We start from the raw sequence: 16,295 nt of genomic DNA, 5'->3' as shown, positions 1-16,295 counted from the left end.
CCGGCGCGGGACCCTACCCGCCGCAGCCCGCGCCGGTGCCGCCGCAGGGGTACCCGGGGCATCCGCAGAACTGGGGCCCGTACCCTCCTCAGCCGCAGGGCGGTGGCCCGCAGCCGCCGTTCCCGCGCCCGCCCCGACCACTGCTGACGCGGGGGCAGCGGATCCTCAAGTGCGTCTACAACCCGTTCTACGCCGCCCAGCGGGCCTTCCGCCCCTCGCGCCCGGATGCTGTCGAGGACCTGACGGTGCGCAAGATCCAGATGTGGCGGACCGGGCTCGGCATTGCCGCCTGGCTCGTGCTGGTCATGTCGTACAAGCCGGTCGACACCGCCGAGGGCGTCGAGACCGTCGCGGGCGACAAGTTCAACCAGAGCTGGATCAGCACACTCGTCCTCGTGTGCGCCTTCCCGTTTGTGATCGCCCTGTTCGCGTTCGCCGCGCAGGGCGCGTTGCGCGGACTCTACCTGCGTCGGTCCCTGAAGGCCTTCGGGGCGGTGGCGGCTCTGGTGGCGTCCATGGCCACGTTCCCCCTCGCCGTCGCGCCCGATCCGGGGACCGTCGGCTTCCGCGCTGCCATCGGGACCCCGGGCATGGTCGTCCTCATCACCCTCTGCGCTTGGTCGCTGGGCTTCGCCCTGTACGGGATCGCGCTCTGCCTCATGCATGTGTTCCGCACCGCCGACATCCACGAGGTGCTGCCGCCGATCCTCGCCACCTTGCTGGTGTGGGTGATGGCCGCCCTCGACGTGGTCAACGACGAGAACGCCGATGTTCCCGTCCTTGCCCGGATCGTGTTCCTGCTCGGCGCTCCGGTGTCGGTGACGGTGTTGTCGTGCTGGGAACTGTACCGGCTGCGGAAGTACCACCACCTGACCGTGCGACAGGCCCTCGGCCGCTAGGTCATCTCCGCGTCGCCAACTGATCGTTTCGGAACGCGGCCCGGAGTCGGCGGAGGCATATGCTGGCGCGAGTTCGAGCAGGCTCTGGTGTGCTCGGCGGCTCGGTTTCTCCGAGGAAGGGCGCTTGCGGCCCTGTCACTGAAAGCAGGACTGCCCTCAGCCGCGCAAGGTGGCACGCAGGCGCAAGCCGACAGTTGTGAGACCTCCGAAGGTGGTGATCCGGTAACTGGGTTCCGGTCCGGGTGGCTCGCTCACGTGATAGCAGCGGGCGGTCTGCGCAGTCAGGAGCGTCAGCATCGCCATCGCCAGAGCGGCTCCCTCGCAGCCATGCGGCCCGGTGCCGAAGGAGAGGAAGGCCTCGGGTTTCGCCGGCAAGCCTGAATCCTCGAGCCAGCGTTCGGGCCGGAACTGGTCCGGCTCGAAGTGTTCCCGTGCGTCGCGGTGGGCGGTGTAGGGGCAGACGAGAACGGTGGACCCGGCGTCGATGGTGTAGCCGGCGAGCTGAGTCTGCCGCGTGGCGCGCCGGGTCAGTAGCCAGCTTGGGGGGTCCAGTCGAAGCACCTCGCGTACCAGTGCCTGGGTGTATTGCAGGCTGTCGAGGTGGGTCCTGGTTGTTGCGGCCGGGTCTACGGGCAGCAAGGCGGCTTCGGCTGCGACGCGGCCCGCGGCCTGGGGGTACCGGGCCAGGTGGAGCAGGATCCATCCGGCTGCCCGGGAAGGTGTCTCGAAGGTGGCGACGGTGATTCCGGGGAGACTGTCGAGGATGGCCTCTTCCGGCAGTGGACCGTAGCGGGAGGAGGGCCGGAGCATCTGTCCCAGCACGTCGTCACCGAGGTGGCCCGATGAACGGCGCCGACGGACGACGGACCGCAAAGCGTTGGTGAAGTCGACTTGCTGCCGTGTGCGGAACCGCCGTGCCGGTGTGGGGATCCAGCGCGGCCACACCCAGCGGGAGGGGCGTACGAGCATCTCCCGGGCCAGGAAGAGCTGTGGGGCAAAGGGCAGCAGGGTGGGAGCGTCTTCGGAGAAGAGGTAGCGCACGCCGATCTCTGCGAGGGTGTGCCGGAGCGGGGGAAGAATCTCGACGTCCTGGCCCGTGGGCCATTGGTCAGCAAATCGAGCGGTCCCGGGCGCAATCTCACCGATCCGGGCTGCAACCGCCTGCGGGCGTAGTCCGCGCATGCGGGCGGCATGAGCGTGCGCCCGCTGCTCGGGCGTCTGTGACCCGCTCGACCGCTTCAACGGCGGGAAGAGAGGCGAGGGTACCTTGAGGAAGTCTTGTGCGCGGTGCAAGACTTCCTCACACGGCCCGGCCGTAGCGGCTACGTAGACACTTGGCTCCAGTTGCCAGACGTTCCCGCACTCTTCGGCGCCTCGGCGCGCCAGTGCCAGCCGGTCGCGGTTCCAGGCCGCGAAGCTGCCTCCGGGCAACCGGGGCGGCTCATTCATTCGGCCCATGAGATCGTCCCTGTCCAGGTCGATATCGTCGGCAGCGTGGCCGTGAGCCGGCGGGCGCCCGGGGGAGCCCGCCGACAGTGCGGTCATGTCCAGTCGTGTTCACCGTACGCACCGTAGTGGCGGGTGAAGGACAGCTTGCCGAGCAGCTTGGTGATCATGGTGCATTCCTCTCGACTCTCGTCAGCACCCAAGCGCCATATGTTTCATATTTCCACACATGCCATATATGTCACATCCGGATCACATGCATCTGGAGCAGCTCGATACCGGCATACGCTCACGGGCTCCAAGCAGCCGACAGCCCCGTGGCCCCCCACGGACACCGCGATGGCTGTGCCCGGGGGAGTCCAAGAAGTCTCCGCTCTTCCCGCAGTCGCAGGAGACGAAGCCAGCGGGCCCAGGGCCCGCCCTCCCGTGCCGGACCTCGCCCGTGATGACCGTGATCTGATCGAATTCCTCCGGCGGGCCGGGCTCTATGACGCTGACCATCGCCTCGACGACCCGTTACGGGCGCCCGGCGTCGCAGGTACCAGACCTGCGCGCCAGCGGTTCCCTCGATCTGCCAGCGCTCTATCGGCTGCCCGCGGTGCATACCGCGCCCGAGCAGGTCTACCTGTTCGGCGCTGCGCTGTGGCCGGTCATCTGGAGATCCTTCAGTGCGTCGTGCCAACGCCGGGGGAGCGTGGACAGGCAGGGAAGGGAGGAGTCCGTCACGAAGCACGCCACCGAGGTTTCGCCGTGGGTGATGATCAGCACGGCGAAGGGAAACCCCTCCGGCAGACACATCAGGGGATCGAGCCGCACCACCTCGGCGCCAAGGACAGCCAACGGGTGACGGAGCGTCAGGTTGGACACGATCGGCAAGGCCCGGGACGGCGACCCGAGCAGCAGGATGGCGAGCTGATGGGGCATGCTCCGGCTGAGCCGGTGACATCGTCGAGATCGGCAACACGACGTCGTCGACCTTCGCCAGTATCGGTGCCTTCGCCGACCTGAGCCCCATCTACCAGGAGCTCGGCGGCGAGAAGTTGATCCCCAGCTTCGTCAAGGCGGGCACGTCGGGCGGAAAGAAGTACGCGCTGCCGCTGTACGGCGGGGCGAGCGTCATCTACTACCGCAAGGACCTGTTCGAAGAGGCGCACGTGGCTCAGCCCAGGACGCTGGGCGAACTGGTCAGTTCCGCGCAGAAGGTGAAGGCGGCCAACATCGACAAGCGCAAGAACTTCCAGGGCATCTACCTGCCGGCCTCCGACAACCACTTCATGGAGGCATGGATCTTCTCCCACGGCGCCAACTACGCCAAGCGGAACTCCGACGGCACCTGGAAGGGCACGCTCGACACCCCCCAGGCCAACGCCGGGTTCGCCATGCTGCAGCAGCTGTGGTCGTCGCTGCGAATGAGCGCCGCTGTAACCTCGGTGGTGGTCGTCCTCGCCGTGCTCTTCGGGTTCATGGCCGCGGTGGCCGCCAGCCGGTTCCGCTTCAAGGGCCGCGGCGCGCTGGTCATGCTGCTGATCGTCGTGCAGATGCTGCCGGCTGAAGCGCTGTTCATCTCTCAGTTCCGAATGCTGGACGACTGGAATCTGCTCAGCACCGTCACCGGCCTGTCGCTGCTGTGTCTGGGCAGGAGCGTGCCGTTCACGATGTGGTTGCTGCGCGGCTTCATCGACAACATTCCCGCGGAGCTGGAAGAAGCAGCCATGGTCGACGGCTGCAGCCGGGTCGGTGCTTTCTTCCGTGTCGCCCTGCCCCTGCTGGGACCCGGGCTGATCACCTCGTCGGTCTTCGCGTTCCTGCACACCTGGAACGAGTACAACCTGGCCCTCATCGTCATGACGAAGACCGACCACGCGACGCTGCCGCTGTGGCTGCGCAGCTTCAGCAGCGAGACCTCCGCCACCGATTGGGGCGGCGTCATGGCCGGCTCCGCCCTGATCGCCGTACCGATGATCGTCCTGTTCATGTCGGTCCACTCCCGGTGAGCTCGGGCCTGGTGGCGGGGGCGGTCAAGGGCTGATGCGCGGGCGGCTCCTCGACGGGCGCACGGCCCGCATGATCACCGACACCCATGGGCGTATCCGCTCGGTCGAGCACGGTGGACCGAACGGGGCGGAACGCCTGCCCATTCTGATCCCCGGCCTGGTGGATCTCCAGGTCAACGGCTACGGCGGCCATGACATCAACGCCGACGACATCACCGTCGACACCGTTCGCCGGCTCGCCGAAGCCCTGTGGGCGGCGGGGACCACGACGTTCTTCCCCACCGTCATCACCGCCGCGGAAGGCAAGATCGTCCATGCACTGGAAACCATCGCGGCCGCCGTACGCCGCGATCCGCTGCTCGCCCACTCCGTCGTCGGCATCCACGTCGAAGGGCCCTATCTCTCCGCGGCGGACGGGGCGCGTGGCGCGCACGACCCACGGTATCTGCGCGACCCCGACACCGCGGAGCTGGCCCGTTGGGTCGCCGCCTCCGACGGGCTGCTGCGCATCGTGACCCTGGCGCCCGAACGGGTAGGGGCGACCGCGTACATCGAGGCCGCGATGCGCGCCGGCGTCCTGGTGCCGATCGGGCACTGTGCGGCCGAACCCGATCAGATCCACCGTGCGGCGGCGGCCAGCCAAGCAGCCACGACTCCCGTGATCTCCATCGAGTCACCCAGCGACGGGGCCGCCGTCCAAGGCCGAACGCTGACCGTGCACGGCCGCTACTCCGAGAGCAGCGACCTGAAGCTGGTCGTCGACGCACAGCAGACCGTCCCGGTCATCACCGACGCGGACAACGGCACTTGGTCGGCCACCGTGGACATCAGCGACAAGGACGGCACCCTCGGCCTGGCCGCGTACGGCAAGAACAACCAGACGCTGTACACGCAGTGGTCCTCGTTCCGGTCGGTCGAAGTCCACAACCCCGCCGCCGCCAGGCCGGGCGTGCGCATCGTCTCCCCGCGCATGTCCGACAAGCTCCACGGCACTACCCTGCGCTCCGTCATCGAGGTGGCCTCCAGGAAGGGGGTGCGCAGCGTGCAGGTACGGGCCAACGGCGGTTCCTGGCAGTCGGCCTCCCGCGTCCCCGGGTCGCCGAAACGGTATGCGGCGCTGGTCGACGTGCGTTCCCTGACTCCCGGCTTCGCCGGCCTCGAGGTACGGGCCACCGATCGGAGCGGCCGTGTCGGCACCTCGACATCCACCTATGTCTCACTCGGCGGCGCGACGCCCGCCCCGCGGCAGACCTACGACCAGGACCGCGCCATGTGGGTGTGGGAGCAGAACTCCTACCCGGCGGTGTTCGACACCGCGGCCCGCGACCGGCTCGGGAGGATGATGGACGACACAACAACGTTCCCCGGCTCGGACCCGGTCCGGACCCTCTACCTCGGTGTGGACGACTACCAGGGCAAGGACATGCTGCGCGATGCGCGCCCGCAGGTGGCCTCGTTCATCCGCTGGGCACGCGGCCGTGGCTATCACGTCCAGGCGGTCGTCGCCGCCGGCACCGTCCCGCCGTATCTGGGCGTCCTGCCGCAGTACCAGGACCACGCCGTCAGCGAGTTCCAAAAGGTTCTGGACTACAACCTGGCCGCCCCTGCGGACGCCCGCTTCGACGGCGTGAACGTCGACATCGAGCCCTACATCCTGCCGCAGTGGAAGGAGCCGGGCTCGGGCAATATCCCCGTCGTCTGGCTCGACCTGCTGGAGAAGCTGGTCCACCTGCGCGATGCCTCCGGCCAGCCGCTGTTGTTCGGGCCCGCCATCCCCAGCTGGTTCGACTCCTCCGCTGCCTGCTGCACCGCCGTCACCTGGCACGGCAAGACCGCGCCGCTCAGCGACCACGTGCAAGATCTCAGCGACTACGTCTCGCTGATGGACTACGTCGACCGCGCCGACGGTCCCAGCGGCATCACCGCGCGCGCGGCCCACGAGGTCGCCTACGCCCGCCGGATCGACAAGCCGGAGTCGGTGGTGATCGGCGTCGAGACCAAGGATCTCACCGGTGGCGGTGACCCGGAAACGGTCACCTTCTGGGAAGAAGGCCGCACCTACATGGAGGCCGAACTGGGCAAGGTCTATGCCGCCTACGCCCCGGACGAGCAGTACTTCGCCGGTATCGCCATGCACCACTATCAGAGCCTGCTCGTCCTTCCCTCCGTGCAGGGCGGCGGCGGGGTCACCTATCCGCAGGAGTTGCTTGCCCGCTTCCGCAATCCGCGCATCGCCCACCGGCTGGCCCAGATCGCCCTGGACGGCACCACCAAACTGCGCGCCCGCCTCCTGCCCGTGGTCCATGCCGAACAGGCCGCCGGCCACGACCCCGAACCCGCCCTGCGCTGCGTGGCGGCCTGGGCCGAATACGTGCTCACGGCACCCGACCCCGCTGCCCTGCCCGACTCTGCTGCACCCGCTCTCGCCCGCGCCTGCGCCTTGAAGGGAGACAACCGCCGATTGGCGGCACTCCTTTCCGTGATCAGCCCGGCCTGGGGAGAGGATTCGGCGATCCTGACCGCCGTGAACCGGCTCCGCCGCTCCCCACAACCCAGAAGGTGGACATGCGCATAACCTCGGCCGACATCATCGTCACCAGCCCTACCCGCAACTTCGTCACACTCAAGATCACCACTGACGAAGGCATCACCGGCCTCGGCGACGCCATCCTCAACGGCCGCGAACTCGCCGTCGCCGCCTACCTGCGCGACCATGTCGCCCAGCTGCTCATCGGCCGCGACCCGCACCGCATCGAGGACACCTGGCAGTACCTCTACCGCGGCGCCTACTGGCGACGCGGGCCGGTGACGATGGCGGCGATCGCAGCCGTCGACATGGCGCTGTGGGACATCAAGGGCAGGGCCGCAGGCCTGCCCGTCTACCAGCTGCTCGGCGGCGCCTCGCGCACCGGACTGATGACCTACGGCCACGCCTCCGGCCGCGACCTGCCCGAACTGTTCGACTCGGTGCGCCGGCACATCGAGGAGGGCCACCAGGCCGTACGGATCCAAAGCTCCGTCCCCGGCATCACCGCCCTGTACGGAGTGGCGGCACAACCCCAGGCCAGCGGCGTGCGCTATGACCACGAACCGGCCGGGCGGGGCAGCCGTCCCCCCCGAGGAGGTCTGGAACACCCGCGCCTACCTGCACCACCTGCCCACCGTCTTCGAGGCCGTACGCAACGAGTTCGGCCCGGACCTTCCGCTGCTGCACGACGGTCACCACCGGATGACGCCGATCCAGGCGGCCAAGCTCGGCAAAGCCCTGGAGCCCTACGACCTGTTCCGGCTGGAGGACACCACACCCGCCGAACACCAGGAAGCCTTCCGCCTGATCCGCCACCACACCACCACCCCGCTGGCCGTGGGCGAGGCGTTCAACCATGCGGCCGACTTCCGGACCCTGCTCACCGAACGGCTCATCGACTACGTACGTGCAGCCGCAACCCACTTCGGCGGCATCACCCCGCTGCGCAAGATCATGGACACCGCGGCCGAATACCAGATCAAGTCGGGCTTCCACGGCCCCACCGACATCTCACCCGTCGGCCTGGCCGCCCAAGCCCACCTGGGCCTGGCCATCCACAACTTCGGCATCCAGGAGTACATGGGAGACAGCGAGGCCACGCACTCGGTCTTCCGCCAGTCGATGACGTTCAAGGACGGCCTGCTCCATCCCGGCGACACCCCCGGACTCGGCGTGGAGCTGGACGAGGAAGCCGCCGCAGCCCACCCGTACCAGCAGGCGTACCTGCCCTGCAACCGGCTCGCCGACGGCACCATCCACGACTGGTGACCCCCTTCCCGGTGCCGGGCACCCGCGAGGGGCCCGGCACCTCACGAGCAAGTGGCGCACGCATGCCCAGTAGTTCGCGCGAACCGCGCGGAGCAGTGGGCCGGGAACACCTGGCGTCACATGCGCGCGTGGCGCTCGATGTCTTCTCTGAACTGGGTGAGAGCCTGATCGGTGAGTGTGGGGCGGGTATCGGCGATGGCAGCGAGGTAGTCCACGGTACTGGCCGGCGCGCCTTTGCGGTCGGTGACTTCGCGTTCGAATGCGGCGTGGGAGCCTTTGCGAGCGGCGAACTCGATGTCGGCGGGTGTGAACATCTCACTGGCTGACACCAGCCGGTGCAGCCCGATGTCGTTGGCGACGGGGCCGAGGTAGCGCTGCCAGATAGCCGCCCGTGCTGCCGGATCGGGAGGGCCGACCGGGATGACGTAGTCGAACCGGCCGGGGCGCAGGAACGCCGCATCGAGGGAACGGACGGAGTTGGTGGCGCAGATCAGCAGGCGGTTGTCGTGGTCGCGGAAACCGGGGATCAGCTTGAGCAGTTCATTGGTGACTCCGTGGCCGGGATCGACGGCCTGACCGGACCGGACACCGGCGATCTCCTCGACCTCGTCGATGAACAGCAGAACGGATTCCAGCTCGGCCAGTTCGGCGAACGTGTCCCGCAGCGAGGCGGCCAGACCGCCATTGGCACCCTCAGTGAGCCGGGAAGGGAAAAGTTCCACGAACGGCCAGGCCAGCCGGGAGGCGACCGCCTTGGCGAAACTGGTCTTTCCGGTACCCGGCGGGCCGAAGAGGATGACAGCTTTCGGCGGCGTCACTCCGTATCGGTCGGCCAGCACGGGCTCGGTCAGCGGTAGTACTATCCGCCGCTCAATAGCTTCCTTCTCCCGTTCCATGCCCGCGAGGGCGCCCCAGAGCCCCTGCGGCAGGACCCTCCCGCCGAGCTCGGCGAGCAGACCCGCGTCACTCGCCCCGAGATGCTCGACCTTCTCGTAGAAGATCAACCCGTCGCGAGTCCGGTAACCGGAGTTTTCCAGTGCCGCGGCCCCAGTGGCCCCTGGAGCGAGCAACGCACCGATCCGGCGCACGCCCTGTGTGCGCAGGCGCCTCTCGACCTCGGCGATCAGGGCGCTCCCGAGTCCGCGGTTACGCCACATCCTTGCGAGCGCCACCAATATGATCCAGGCCCGCTCACCCTGGGCCTGCGCCACCGCCATGCCGACCAGGTCCTCACCGACCACCGCAACCACTGAGGTCCCGCCCGTCCGCGCCGCGGTCATGGCCTCGGAGACGGGGAACACGGGAGGCACATCGTCGTCGTGCCGGTCCTGATCCCATATCTGGATTGCACGGTCCAGATCGTCGTCATGGAAGTCCCGCAAACGCCACGTAGGCATCATCGCCACCTCGCCGGCACGCCGCCACCGCCACGCCAGCCCCCGGGCCGCAGGCTGCTCAGCCGACCGCCCCGCTCCTCCTTCATTCTCCGCGCCGATCAGATGCCCGTCGACCTGGAGGGCGGGTGTCCGCCGCCCGGGGCAGAGGTCCCCATGAGCTCGGCTTCTGACTCACGGCAGCCCGTGGTCATCGGCGGAGCGCAGGCGCGGGCGAGCGGCAGTCGCCGGTCCAGGCGCTCCGGTGGGACACAGGCGTGTAAGCATCTACACCCTGGCCAAGACAGGTGCCGACACGCTGATCCTCCAGGAGGGCGGCAGCGGGACCTCGGGAGACCCCACCAGGCTGACCCGGTCGTCCTGACACCGGCGGACCGTCACCGCGGTCGTAAGCTAGGGTGGATGGAAATTTTGAGACCGTTCCACCAAAGCTGATGCAGTACCGGAGGGGAGGCCGCACGTGAGCACCGCCGACGCGTCTTCGCCGACCACTCTCGCGGACAAGATCGACGCGCTGTTCCGCATCGTACGGCGTCCCAACCGTGAGCAGTTCAGCCATGAGGACGTCGCCCGCGCGTGCCGGGAGGCCACCGGAGAGAGCTTCTCCGCCACCTACATGTGGCAGCTGCGCACGGGCCGACGGGACAACCCGACGAAGCGGCACCTCGAAGCGCTCGCCCAGTTCTTCGACGTACCGGTCGCCTACTTCTTCGACGACGACAAGGGCGCCGCCATCGCCAGGGAGCTGGAGCTGCTGGGAGCCCTGCGGGACGCCGGCGTCCGGAGTGTGGCGCTGCGCGCGGTGAACCTCTCGCCGGAGGGCGTGAGTACGATCAGCGACATGATCGACGTCCTTGCCCGGCGGGAAGGCGCGGACGGTGGTGCGAAGGGCCGCACGGCGACGGGTGGCACCCGGGCCGACGGCTGACCTGGCGTGGCGGTGGACGCACAGGACCACGGGGGAAGAGGTACAGCACGTGCGGAGCGACAAGCGCCTGTGGCAACGATGCCGACGCCTGGCGGACGACCTCGATCTGCCGACCCCCTTCGACACGGCCCGGTTCATCGACATGCTGGCCCGGACCCGGGGCCGGACGATCGAGCTCGTGCCAGTCGCCGCCAGGCCCCACCTTCCGTGCGGACTGCTCGTCACCACCGACCACGCCGACCGCATCCTCTACCCCGCTGACACCACCCCCCTGCACCAGCAGCACATCCAGCTGCACGAGATCGCGCACCTGCTGTGCGGTCACCACGAAACGTCCCCCGCCGCGTCCTCAGCGGCCCAGGTCCTGCTGCCGCACCTTCCGGCGTCACTGGTCCAGCGGGTCCTGGGCCGTACCGTCTACACCGAGCCGCAGGAGGAGGAGGCCGAGCTCGTGGCCTCCCTCATCCTGAACCGTGCCGCACAGCTCGACCGGGCCGATGCCGCCGTATCCGCGCCCGCCGGGCCGGAAGAGGTCCGCCTGCGCTCCCTCTTCGGCCCGCCCGAGCGGCAGAACACGGGCCGGCCCGACGCTCGGCGGCGTCTGTGGAGAATCTGACCGCTTTTCTCGCGGCCCTGGTCTTCCTGGTGTTCGCCGGGCATCGGCTCGTGATCGCCCGCGGCGGGGGAGCGGATCCGGCTCAGCGCGACGTGGCCGGGTTCGCGCTGAGCGCGGGAATGGCGATGCTCCTCAACGCCCCGGCTGTGCTGGGCGCGGTGGACCGGTTCGTTCCCTCGCCCGATGCCGAACTGCTGCTCACATCCGAACTGAAGGCGGCCGCGGGCACATTCCTCGCGCTGGTCGCACTGGCTCTCGAACCGCCGAGGTCCAGACCGGTGCGGATCCGGCGCCGTCGCCGGGTCGGTGCCGCTGTCGTCGTCCAGGCGGTCGCGCTGGGCCTGTTTCTCGCCGCCGATGTCACCGACGACGGCGAGCGGGCCGTGGCCGCACCCGGCCGGGGCTGGGTTCTGGCCACGTACAACGTGCTCTTCGCTGCTTACCTCTGCTGGTGTCTGTACACCCTGGCGCGCGCCCTGATCCGTCACGCGTGCCGGACGCCGCCGGGCCCGTTGCGCATCGGGCTGCGACTGGCCGCGCTGGCCACAGCGACGGCGGTGGTGTGGACGCTGTGGACCCTCGACGATGCCGCCGCCAATCTCACCGACGGGGGCCAGGGGCTGGGCGAGGACCTTCTGTCCACGACTCTCGGCATGGTCACCGCCGTCCTGGTCGCCTCCGGCGCGACCGCCACCTTCTGGGGCGAACACATCGCCGCCCCGCTGCGTCGGCTGCATGCCTTGCGTGCCCACAGTGACCTGGAACCCCTGTGGTCGGCGCTTCATGCCCAGCTGCCCGAGATCGCACTGGATCCGGATGCCGCACGTCGCCGTCCCGGCCTGCGCCGGGCGGAGTTCGCCCGGTACCGCCGGGTGATCGAGATCCGGGACGGCATCCTGGCGCTACGGCCGTACCAGCGGGCGGAACCTCTCGACTGGGCCGTGCGGGCACTGGACCGTACCGGCCTCGCGGCCGACGACCGCGAGGCGGTCCTCGAAGCTGCGCTCATCGCCGCGGCACTGGAGAACAAACGGGCCGGACGGTTGTATGGCGGCACGCCCGACCAGGCGGGGCTCACGCCCTCGGCACGCCTGGAGACCGTCGACGACGAGGCGGCCTGGCTGGTGCGTGTCGCACGGGCGTTCACCCACTCCGGTGTGGTGCGCGACATCCGCGACCGGGTGCGCGCACAGATCACTGCGGACTGAACCGTGCCGGTCACATGCCGGCGAGGCGCTGGACCTTGGCGAGTTTGCAGGTGACGTCCGAGGTGACCTGGGCCGTCCCGTCGGCCGTTTCCTTCGCTTGTTGATTAGCCGCCAGACTGTTCGCGATTGCGGCGCCCTCCGCCACCCTAGTCCCGCCGCCGTCGACGAACTCGAGACGAATGGTGTAGGTCGCCGTGTCGCTGCCGTGGTTGGTCACCGTGAGTTCGGCCTTGGGGATCTTCGTGGCGGCGTCGACCGTGCAGGAGTCGATCGTCACGTCAGCCGAGGCCGACGCGTCCTTACCGGAGGTGGCCGTCGGAGCGCCGGTGGCGGCAGTGGCCGACGGGGGAATGGCGGTCGGGGTGCTCTTGTCGCCGCCGGTGAAAGCGGGACCGTCGCTGGACGAACACGCGGTGACAGTGGCCAGGGCGACCACGGCAAGCAACGCCGCCGTGGACATGGTCCTTGTTCGGATGTGCAACGGACCTTCTCTTCTTTTCGGAGGGGCGACGCGCATGGAGGTTATCAGCTGATATGGATGGTTGGCTATTTTAATTCATATGAGCTGATGCTTTGGATGGTCGGTGACCGTTGCGTTTCCGGCGGCCTATCGAGCCGAGGTCTCGGGGTCGGGTTTCGCGCCGGTCAGCAGCGGTCCGAGGTCCTCGCTCGTCCAGGCGTCGAACAGCACTCGCGTCGAACCGGTGGGCCGTGCGGTCAGTCGTACGACGTGGTAGGGGCCGCCGATGACCTCGGCCCGTGGCTGGGTGAGGAGGTTCGACCAGGGCTCGGCGGACAGGGCGGAGGTCGTCGACTTCACCCGGCCGGGCCAGGCCGACGCGATCGCCTCGGCGGCGTCCTGGCTCGCCGTCGTCATGCAGATGACCTGTGTGGCGTCGGTCCCTGGCGACCCCGAGGCGCCGATGCCGAGCGGCGTGGCCGCGATCTTCAGGTCGAGGCCGATCTGTGCGGCCTCGACCTGGCCGAGGCAGTCCGCGATGCCGCCGACCGCCTCGTTGTCGGCCAGTGGTCTGGTACCGGTGAGCGCCTGATCGATGTCCGCGCTCGCTCCTCCGTAGACGATGTGTCGCGATGAGACCCGTACGACGTTCAGCGCGGTGACGATGCCTAGCTGTGCGAGCGGATCCTTCTCGTCGATCTTGTGGTGGTCGCGGATGACCCAGGTCGCTTCTCCGTCGGCGAGGCCGTGCTTCGTGTATCCGAGCTTCCGCAGCTTCGAGCCGATCGCCGTCGTATTGAAGGATCCGTAGAGGAAACCGACCGGGTCGGGCGGACGGCCGACCGAGAGGGCGGTCCGGGCCGCGAATGGATCGATGCCGGTCAGATCGGGCAGCAGCGCCGCGGCATCGGCCAGCTTCGGCTCGCCGTATCCGAGCAGTGGGTCCCGCTTCGAGCTGGACCCGCCGCCGCTCCGGGAGCGGACCCCGGCCACGTCGCCGAACTCGATCCAGCCTCGTGTCAGATGGGTGTCCTGTACTTGGCGTAACGCGGTGACCAGCGCGGTTCGCGGTCTCTTGCTGTCATCGTCGTTTTTCGCCGCGTCGCTCGTGCCGCAGCCGCTCGCGATGACGACCGACAGGGCCGCGCATGCTCCGCTTCCCCGTCGCGCCACGTGGGATCGTCCTGGCTTCAAGAATCTGCCCCCGACTCGATATGAACTCAGATTTGTGAGGTTACATTACTCATTCATATGAGCTTATCAAGCAGTGACGGGCGAGCCGCGGCCGAGGCCTCCCCGGCGACAGCGGGGCGCTGGGGCTGGGCCGTGGCCGCTGCAACGTCTGCCAGGGCCTGGGCGCCACGAACCCACGGTTCTTCGACCGACTCGTCAGTTGGCTCGCACCGATCCGGCGCAGGGCTGCCGGTGTCCGGTAGCCGGTCAGCAGCATGAGGGCGCCTTTGGAGTGCGTGGTCGAACGCCCGCTCCAGAGTGGGAAAGTACTTCAGCAACTGCCGTGTCGTCGCGGGGCGCCGGGCGGCCCATCAGCCAAAGCCACACGTACGGCATGAGCGCTTTCGGCCACACCCAAGCCCCTGGGTCTCCCGATCGTGCGAAGGACCGGAGTCAACCCGCAAACAAGGTAAGGAGCACTTCAGCTGCATTCTGAGCGTCACAGGTGGCCTCACTGCCTTGCCCTCACGAGACGGCCCTCATCGCGCACCCTGTGGTGCAGTCGCGGCAGAGTTGCTCTGGGGACTCCCGCGCAACCGCGCGGCGCTGTACGTCAAGAGGTTCAGCGATACGCCCTGCCGCGTACGTAGGCAATGACGAGGGTGACCGCGGTGATGGCGCACACCAGCATGCCCATGGTCAGGAAGAAGTATCCTGCCTCGCTGATGCCCGGTTCGGTGCTCTGCACCATGATCATGCCCTCACCGGCGGGGATCCGGTGTTCCTTGTCCGGGTGATCCGTGATGTAGAAGATCATCGCGGCGATCGCTGCCGCGCACGCCGCGGCCCCCGCCAGCAGCCAACTGCCCGCCCGGCCGTACCAGGGGATCCGCGGTTTCAGAGCGACGTGCGGGCACTGGGTCAGCAGGACGCGCCCCAGGTCGCCGGCGCGTTCGGTGAGCCCGTCAGCCCGCAGCCGGGTGCCGTCGTCGAGGTCGATCTCAACGCGGTAGCCGTTGCCGAGCCGGGTCGCGAGGCCGTTCACCGCGTCGCCGTCGACATGAAGCGAGGTGACACGGTTCCAGGACCAACCCGCGGCTCCCCGCTGGGATCCGTGGACCAGGCCACCCCGGCGCACCTCGAAATACTCGCCGCGCTCGCCGCGCAGGGCCCTCGCGATCTGGGTCGCAGCGATCGCTAGGGCGCCCAGCGCAAGGCCGAGCAGCAGACCGATCGCCTTGTTGCTGCCGACCGACCCCTCGCCGGTTGCCGACCAGCCCCACGCGCCCAACCAGCCGGACGGGATGGCTATGAGCAGTGCGCAGCCTGCGTTCACCCACCGCTTCCGGTGCTCCACCGCGTGCCGGCTGACCACCGGGCCGAGGTCGCCGAACCTATCTGCTCTTTCAGTCACCGGGGAAGTCAAGCATGCGGGCTTTCGGCTCCACAAGATCGGCTATCGGGCCGGTATTTGAAGCTGGGATCGAAGCAAGATCCAGGGTGGGCCGGCCACGCCGTGGATCCGGCCGGAACGCGAAGAACGCCAGACACAAGGCAGTTGTGCCGGGTCGCGATATCGGTCACCGGCCGAGCGCCGCGACCTCGTGTTCTCTACCTGGTGGGACGCCCTTGTTGGCACCATCCGGACACGGCACTTGGCACCAACGGCATCTCGGCCGGCCGAGTTGTGACCGTCCCCGAGGCTTTGGCCCTGGATGATGACTCCCCACTACCCCAACCGTCGTCTGTGGTGCCAGGATGTGGGGCCAAGCCCCGACTGCCCATGCCCATTGCAGCGGCCATGAGGACGCCGGTGGCCATCGGCACCTGAGCTGGGTCGGCCATCTCGAATGTGGGGAGTCTGCGGATCACGGCGTCGTGGGCCGGCGAACCCTGTCGCCCACGCCGTCCATTGCACCGGGCCGGCTGCTGCGTGGAGCGACCACTGCTGCGGCTGGTCGGGGCGCGGTGATGGTCAGTGGATTCTGGCTGTGAGAATGGGGTCATGGCGGTATGCAAGAAGTGTGGCGTGCGGAAGCGTCGTTGGCCTCGTTCCTGTCTCCGGTGCCGGTACGGGCCGGGACGGGCGGGAGCGGCCGGGGATGCCGCCGAGCTGGCCGTCGAGACAGGACTGCTCGGGTGGATCGGGCGAGGGGTCACCGGAGTCGTGCGGCTGGCGCTGCGCGCGTTCGACTGACCGGGCTCACGTGGGTTCGGCGGCGCGCCCGGCCTGCGCTGTGCCTGCCGTGGCCACTGTCTACTGCACCGGCCGATGCCCGTTCACCGTGCTGCCCTGCTGCCGGCCGATGGTTGGCGACACGGCCCCCGACGCCTTGCCTTTCGAGTCCGCGGTATGACCGCCTTGCGCTCACCACGGCGAC

Annotated in this window: 13 protein-coding genes and 1 pseudogene; 8 read left to right on the top strand and 6 right to left on the bottom strand. The window is 68.7% G+C overall.

The genetic code is table 11. The features are described from left to right. The first annotated feature begins 35 nt into the window (after positions 1–35). The gene (locus IE107_RS31780; protein ID WP_229867403.1) at positions 36–899 is read left to right on the top strand and encodes a hypothetical protein; all 864 of its coding nucleotides are present in this window, start codon (positions 36–38) and stop codon (positions 897–899) included. Between the two features lie 156 nt (positions 900–1,055). Here the strand turns inward: IE107_RS31780 and IE107_RS31775 are convergent, their stop codons facing one another. Then, positions 1,056–1,940 carry a cytochrome P450 gene (locus IE107_RS31775; protein ID WP_229867402.1) on the bottom strand — a complete coding sequence of 295 codons (885 nt, stop codon included), beginning with the start codon at positions 1,938–1,940 and terminating at the stop codon, positions 1,056–1,058. A gap of 1,026 nt (positions 1,941–2,966) precedes the next feature. After that, on the bottom strand, positions 2,967–3,269 hold the full coding sequence (locus IE107_RS31770; protein WP_189547815.1) for a hypothetical protein: 303 nt from the start codon (positions 3,267–3,269) through the stop codon (positions 2,967–2,969). A gap of 20 nt (positions 3,270–3,289) precedes the next feature. Here IE107_RS31770 and IE107_RS31765 point away from each other — a divergent pair, with 20 nt between their 5' ends. From IE107_RS31765 to manD, 3 genes and pseudogenes are all read left to right on the top strand, one after another. Next, on the top strand, positions 3,290–4,339 hold the full coding sequence (locus tag IE107_RS31765) for an extracellular solute-binding protein (RefSeq protein WP_308434271.1): 1,050 nt from the start codon (positions 3,290–3,292) through the stop codon (positions 4,337–4,339). 34 nt (positions 4,340–4,373) lie between these two features. After that, the gene (locus IE107_RS31760) at positions 4,374–6,914 is read left to right on the top strand and encodes a mannitol dehydrogenase family protein (protein WP_189547813.1); all 2,541 of its coding nucleotides are present in this window, start codon (positions 4,374–4,376) and stop codon (positions 6,912–6,914) included. Then, a pseudogene (gene manD / locus IE107_RS31755) lies at positions 6,905–8,135 on the top strand (D-mannonate dehydratase ManD). The gene IE107_RS31760 and the pseudogene manD overlap by 10 nt, the downstream one beginning before the upstream one ends. A 116-nt stretch (positions 8,136–8,251) precedes the next feature. Here manD and IE107_RS31750 read toward each other — a convergent pair. Continuing rightward, on the bottom strand, positions 8,252–9,532 hold the full coding sequence (locus IE107_RS31750) for an ATP-binding protein (RefSeq protein WP_189547834.1): 1,281 nt from the start codon (positions 9,530–9,532) through the stop codon (positions 8,252–8,254). Between the two features lie 457 nt (positions 9,533–9,989). Here IE107_RS31750 and IE107_RS31745 point away from each other — a divergent pair, with 457 nt between their 5' ends. Genes IE107_RS31745 through IE107_RS31735 form a run of 3 tightly spaced genes read left to right on the top strand, consistent with a single transcriptional unit; the run spans position 9,990 to position 12,281 of the window. Continuing rightward, positions 9,990–10,457: a helix-turn-helix domain-containing protein gene (locus IE107_RS31745; RefSeq protein ID WP_189547812.1), complete on the top strand. Its 468-nt coding sequence runs from the start codon at positions 9,990–9,992 to the stop codon at positions 10,455–10,457. A gap of 49 nt (positions 10,458–10,506) precedes the next feature. Continuing rightward, positions 10,507–11,073 (top strand): ParH-like protein, encoded by a 567-nt coding sequence (locus tag IE107_RS31740; protein ID WP_229867401.1) that lies wholly within the window; start codon positions 10,507–10,509, stop codon positions 11,071–11,073. After that, on the top strand, positions 11,061–12,281 hold the full coding sequence (locus tag IE107_RS31735; RefSeq protein ID WP_189547811.1) for an MAB_1171c family putative transporter: 1,221 nt from the start codon (positions 11,061–11,063) through the stop codon (positions 12,279–12,281). Before IE107_RS31740 ends, IE107_RS31735 begins: the two co-directional genes overlap by 13 nt. Before the next feature lie 10 nt (positions 12,282–12,291). Here IE107_RS31735 and IE107_RS31730 read toward each other — a convergent pair whose 3' ends face one another. From IE107_RS31730 to IE107_RS31720, 3 genes are all read right to left on the bottom strand, one after another. Further along, positions 12,292–12,741, bottom strand: a complete 450-nt coding sequence (locus IE107_RS31730) for a hypothetical protein (protein ID WP_189547810.1) — start codon at positions 12,739–12,741, stop codon at positions 12,292–12,294. Between the two features lie 147 nt (positions 12,742–12,888). Next, complete coding sequence (locus IE107_RS31725; protein ID WP_189547809.1) at positions 12,889–13,914, bottom strand: hypothetical protein; 1,026 nt, start codon at positions 13,912–13,914, stop codon at positions 12,889–12,891. Positions 13,915–14,536: 622 nt separating this feature from the next. Further along, positions 14,537–15,250 (bottom strand): hypothetical protein, encoded by a 714-nt coding sequence (locus IE107_RS31720; protein ID WP_189547808.1) that lies wholly within the window; start codon positions 15,248–15,250, stop codon positions 14,537–14,539. A gap of 693 nt (positions 15,251–15,943) precedes the next feature. Here IE107_RS31720 and IE107_RS35475 point away from each other — a divergent pair. Continuing rightward, a complete protein-coding gene (locus IE107_RS35475; RefSeq protein ID WP_229867400.1) occupies positions 15,944–16,111 on the top strand; it encodes a hypothetical protein in 168 nt (55 codons plus the stop codon). Positions 16,112–16,295: the final 184 nt, after the last annotated feature.

The organism is Streptomyces gelaticus (genome assembly GCF_014649535.1).
GTDB lineage: Bacteria > Actinomycetota > Actinomycetes > Streptomycetales > Streptomycetaceae > Streptomyces > Streptomyces gelaticus.
The sequence above is the reverse complement of the archived record's forward strand: the minus strand, read 5'-3'. Positions and strand labels throughout refer to the sequence as shown.

Excerpts from the sequence above, each read along its gene's own strand:
- IE107_RS31730 (WP_189547810.1), bottom strand. The coding sequence starts at position 12,741 with ATGTCCACGGCGGCGTTGCTTGCCGTGGTCGCCCTGGCCACTGTCACC.
- IE107_RS31770 (WP_189547815.1), bottom strand. The coding sequence starts at position 3,269 with ATGCCCCATCAGCTCGCCATCCTGCTGCTCGGGTCGCCGTCCCGGGCC.
- IE107_RS31750 (WP_189547834.1), bottom strand. The coding sequence starts at position 9,532 with ATGCCTACGTGGCGTTTGCGGGACTTCCATGACGACGATCTGGACCGT.
- IE107_RS31760 (WP_189547813.1), top strand. The coding sequence starts at position 4,374 with ATGCGCGGGCGGCTCCTCGACGGGCGCACGGCCCGCATGATCACCGAC.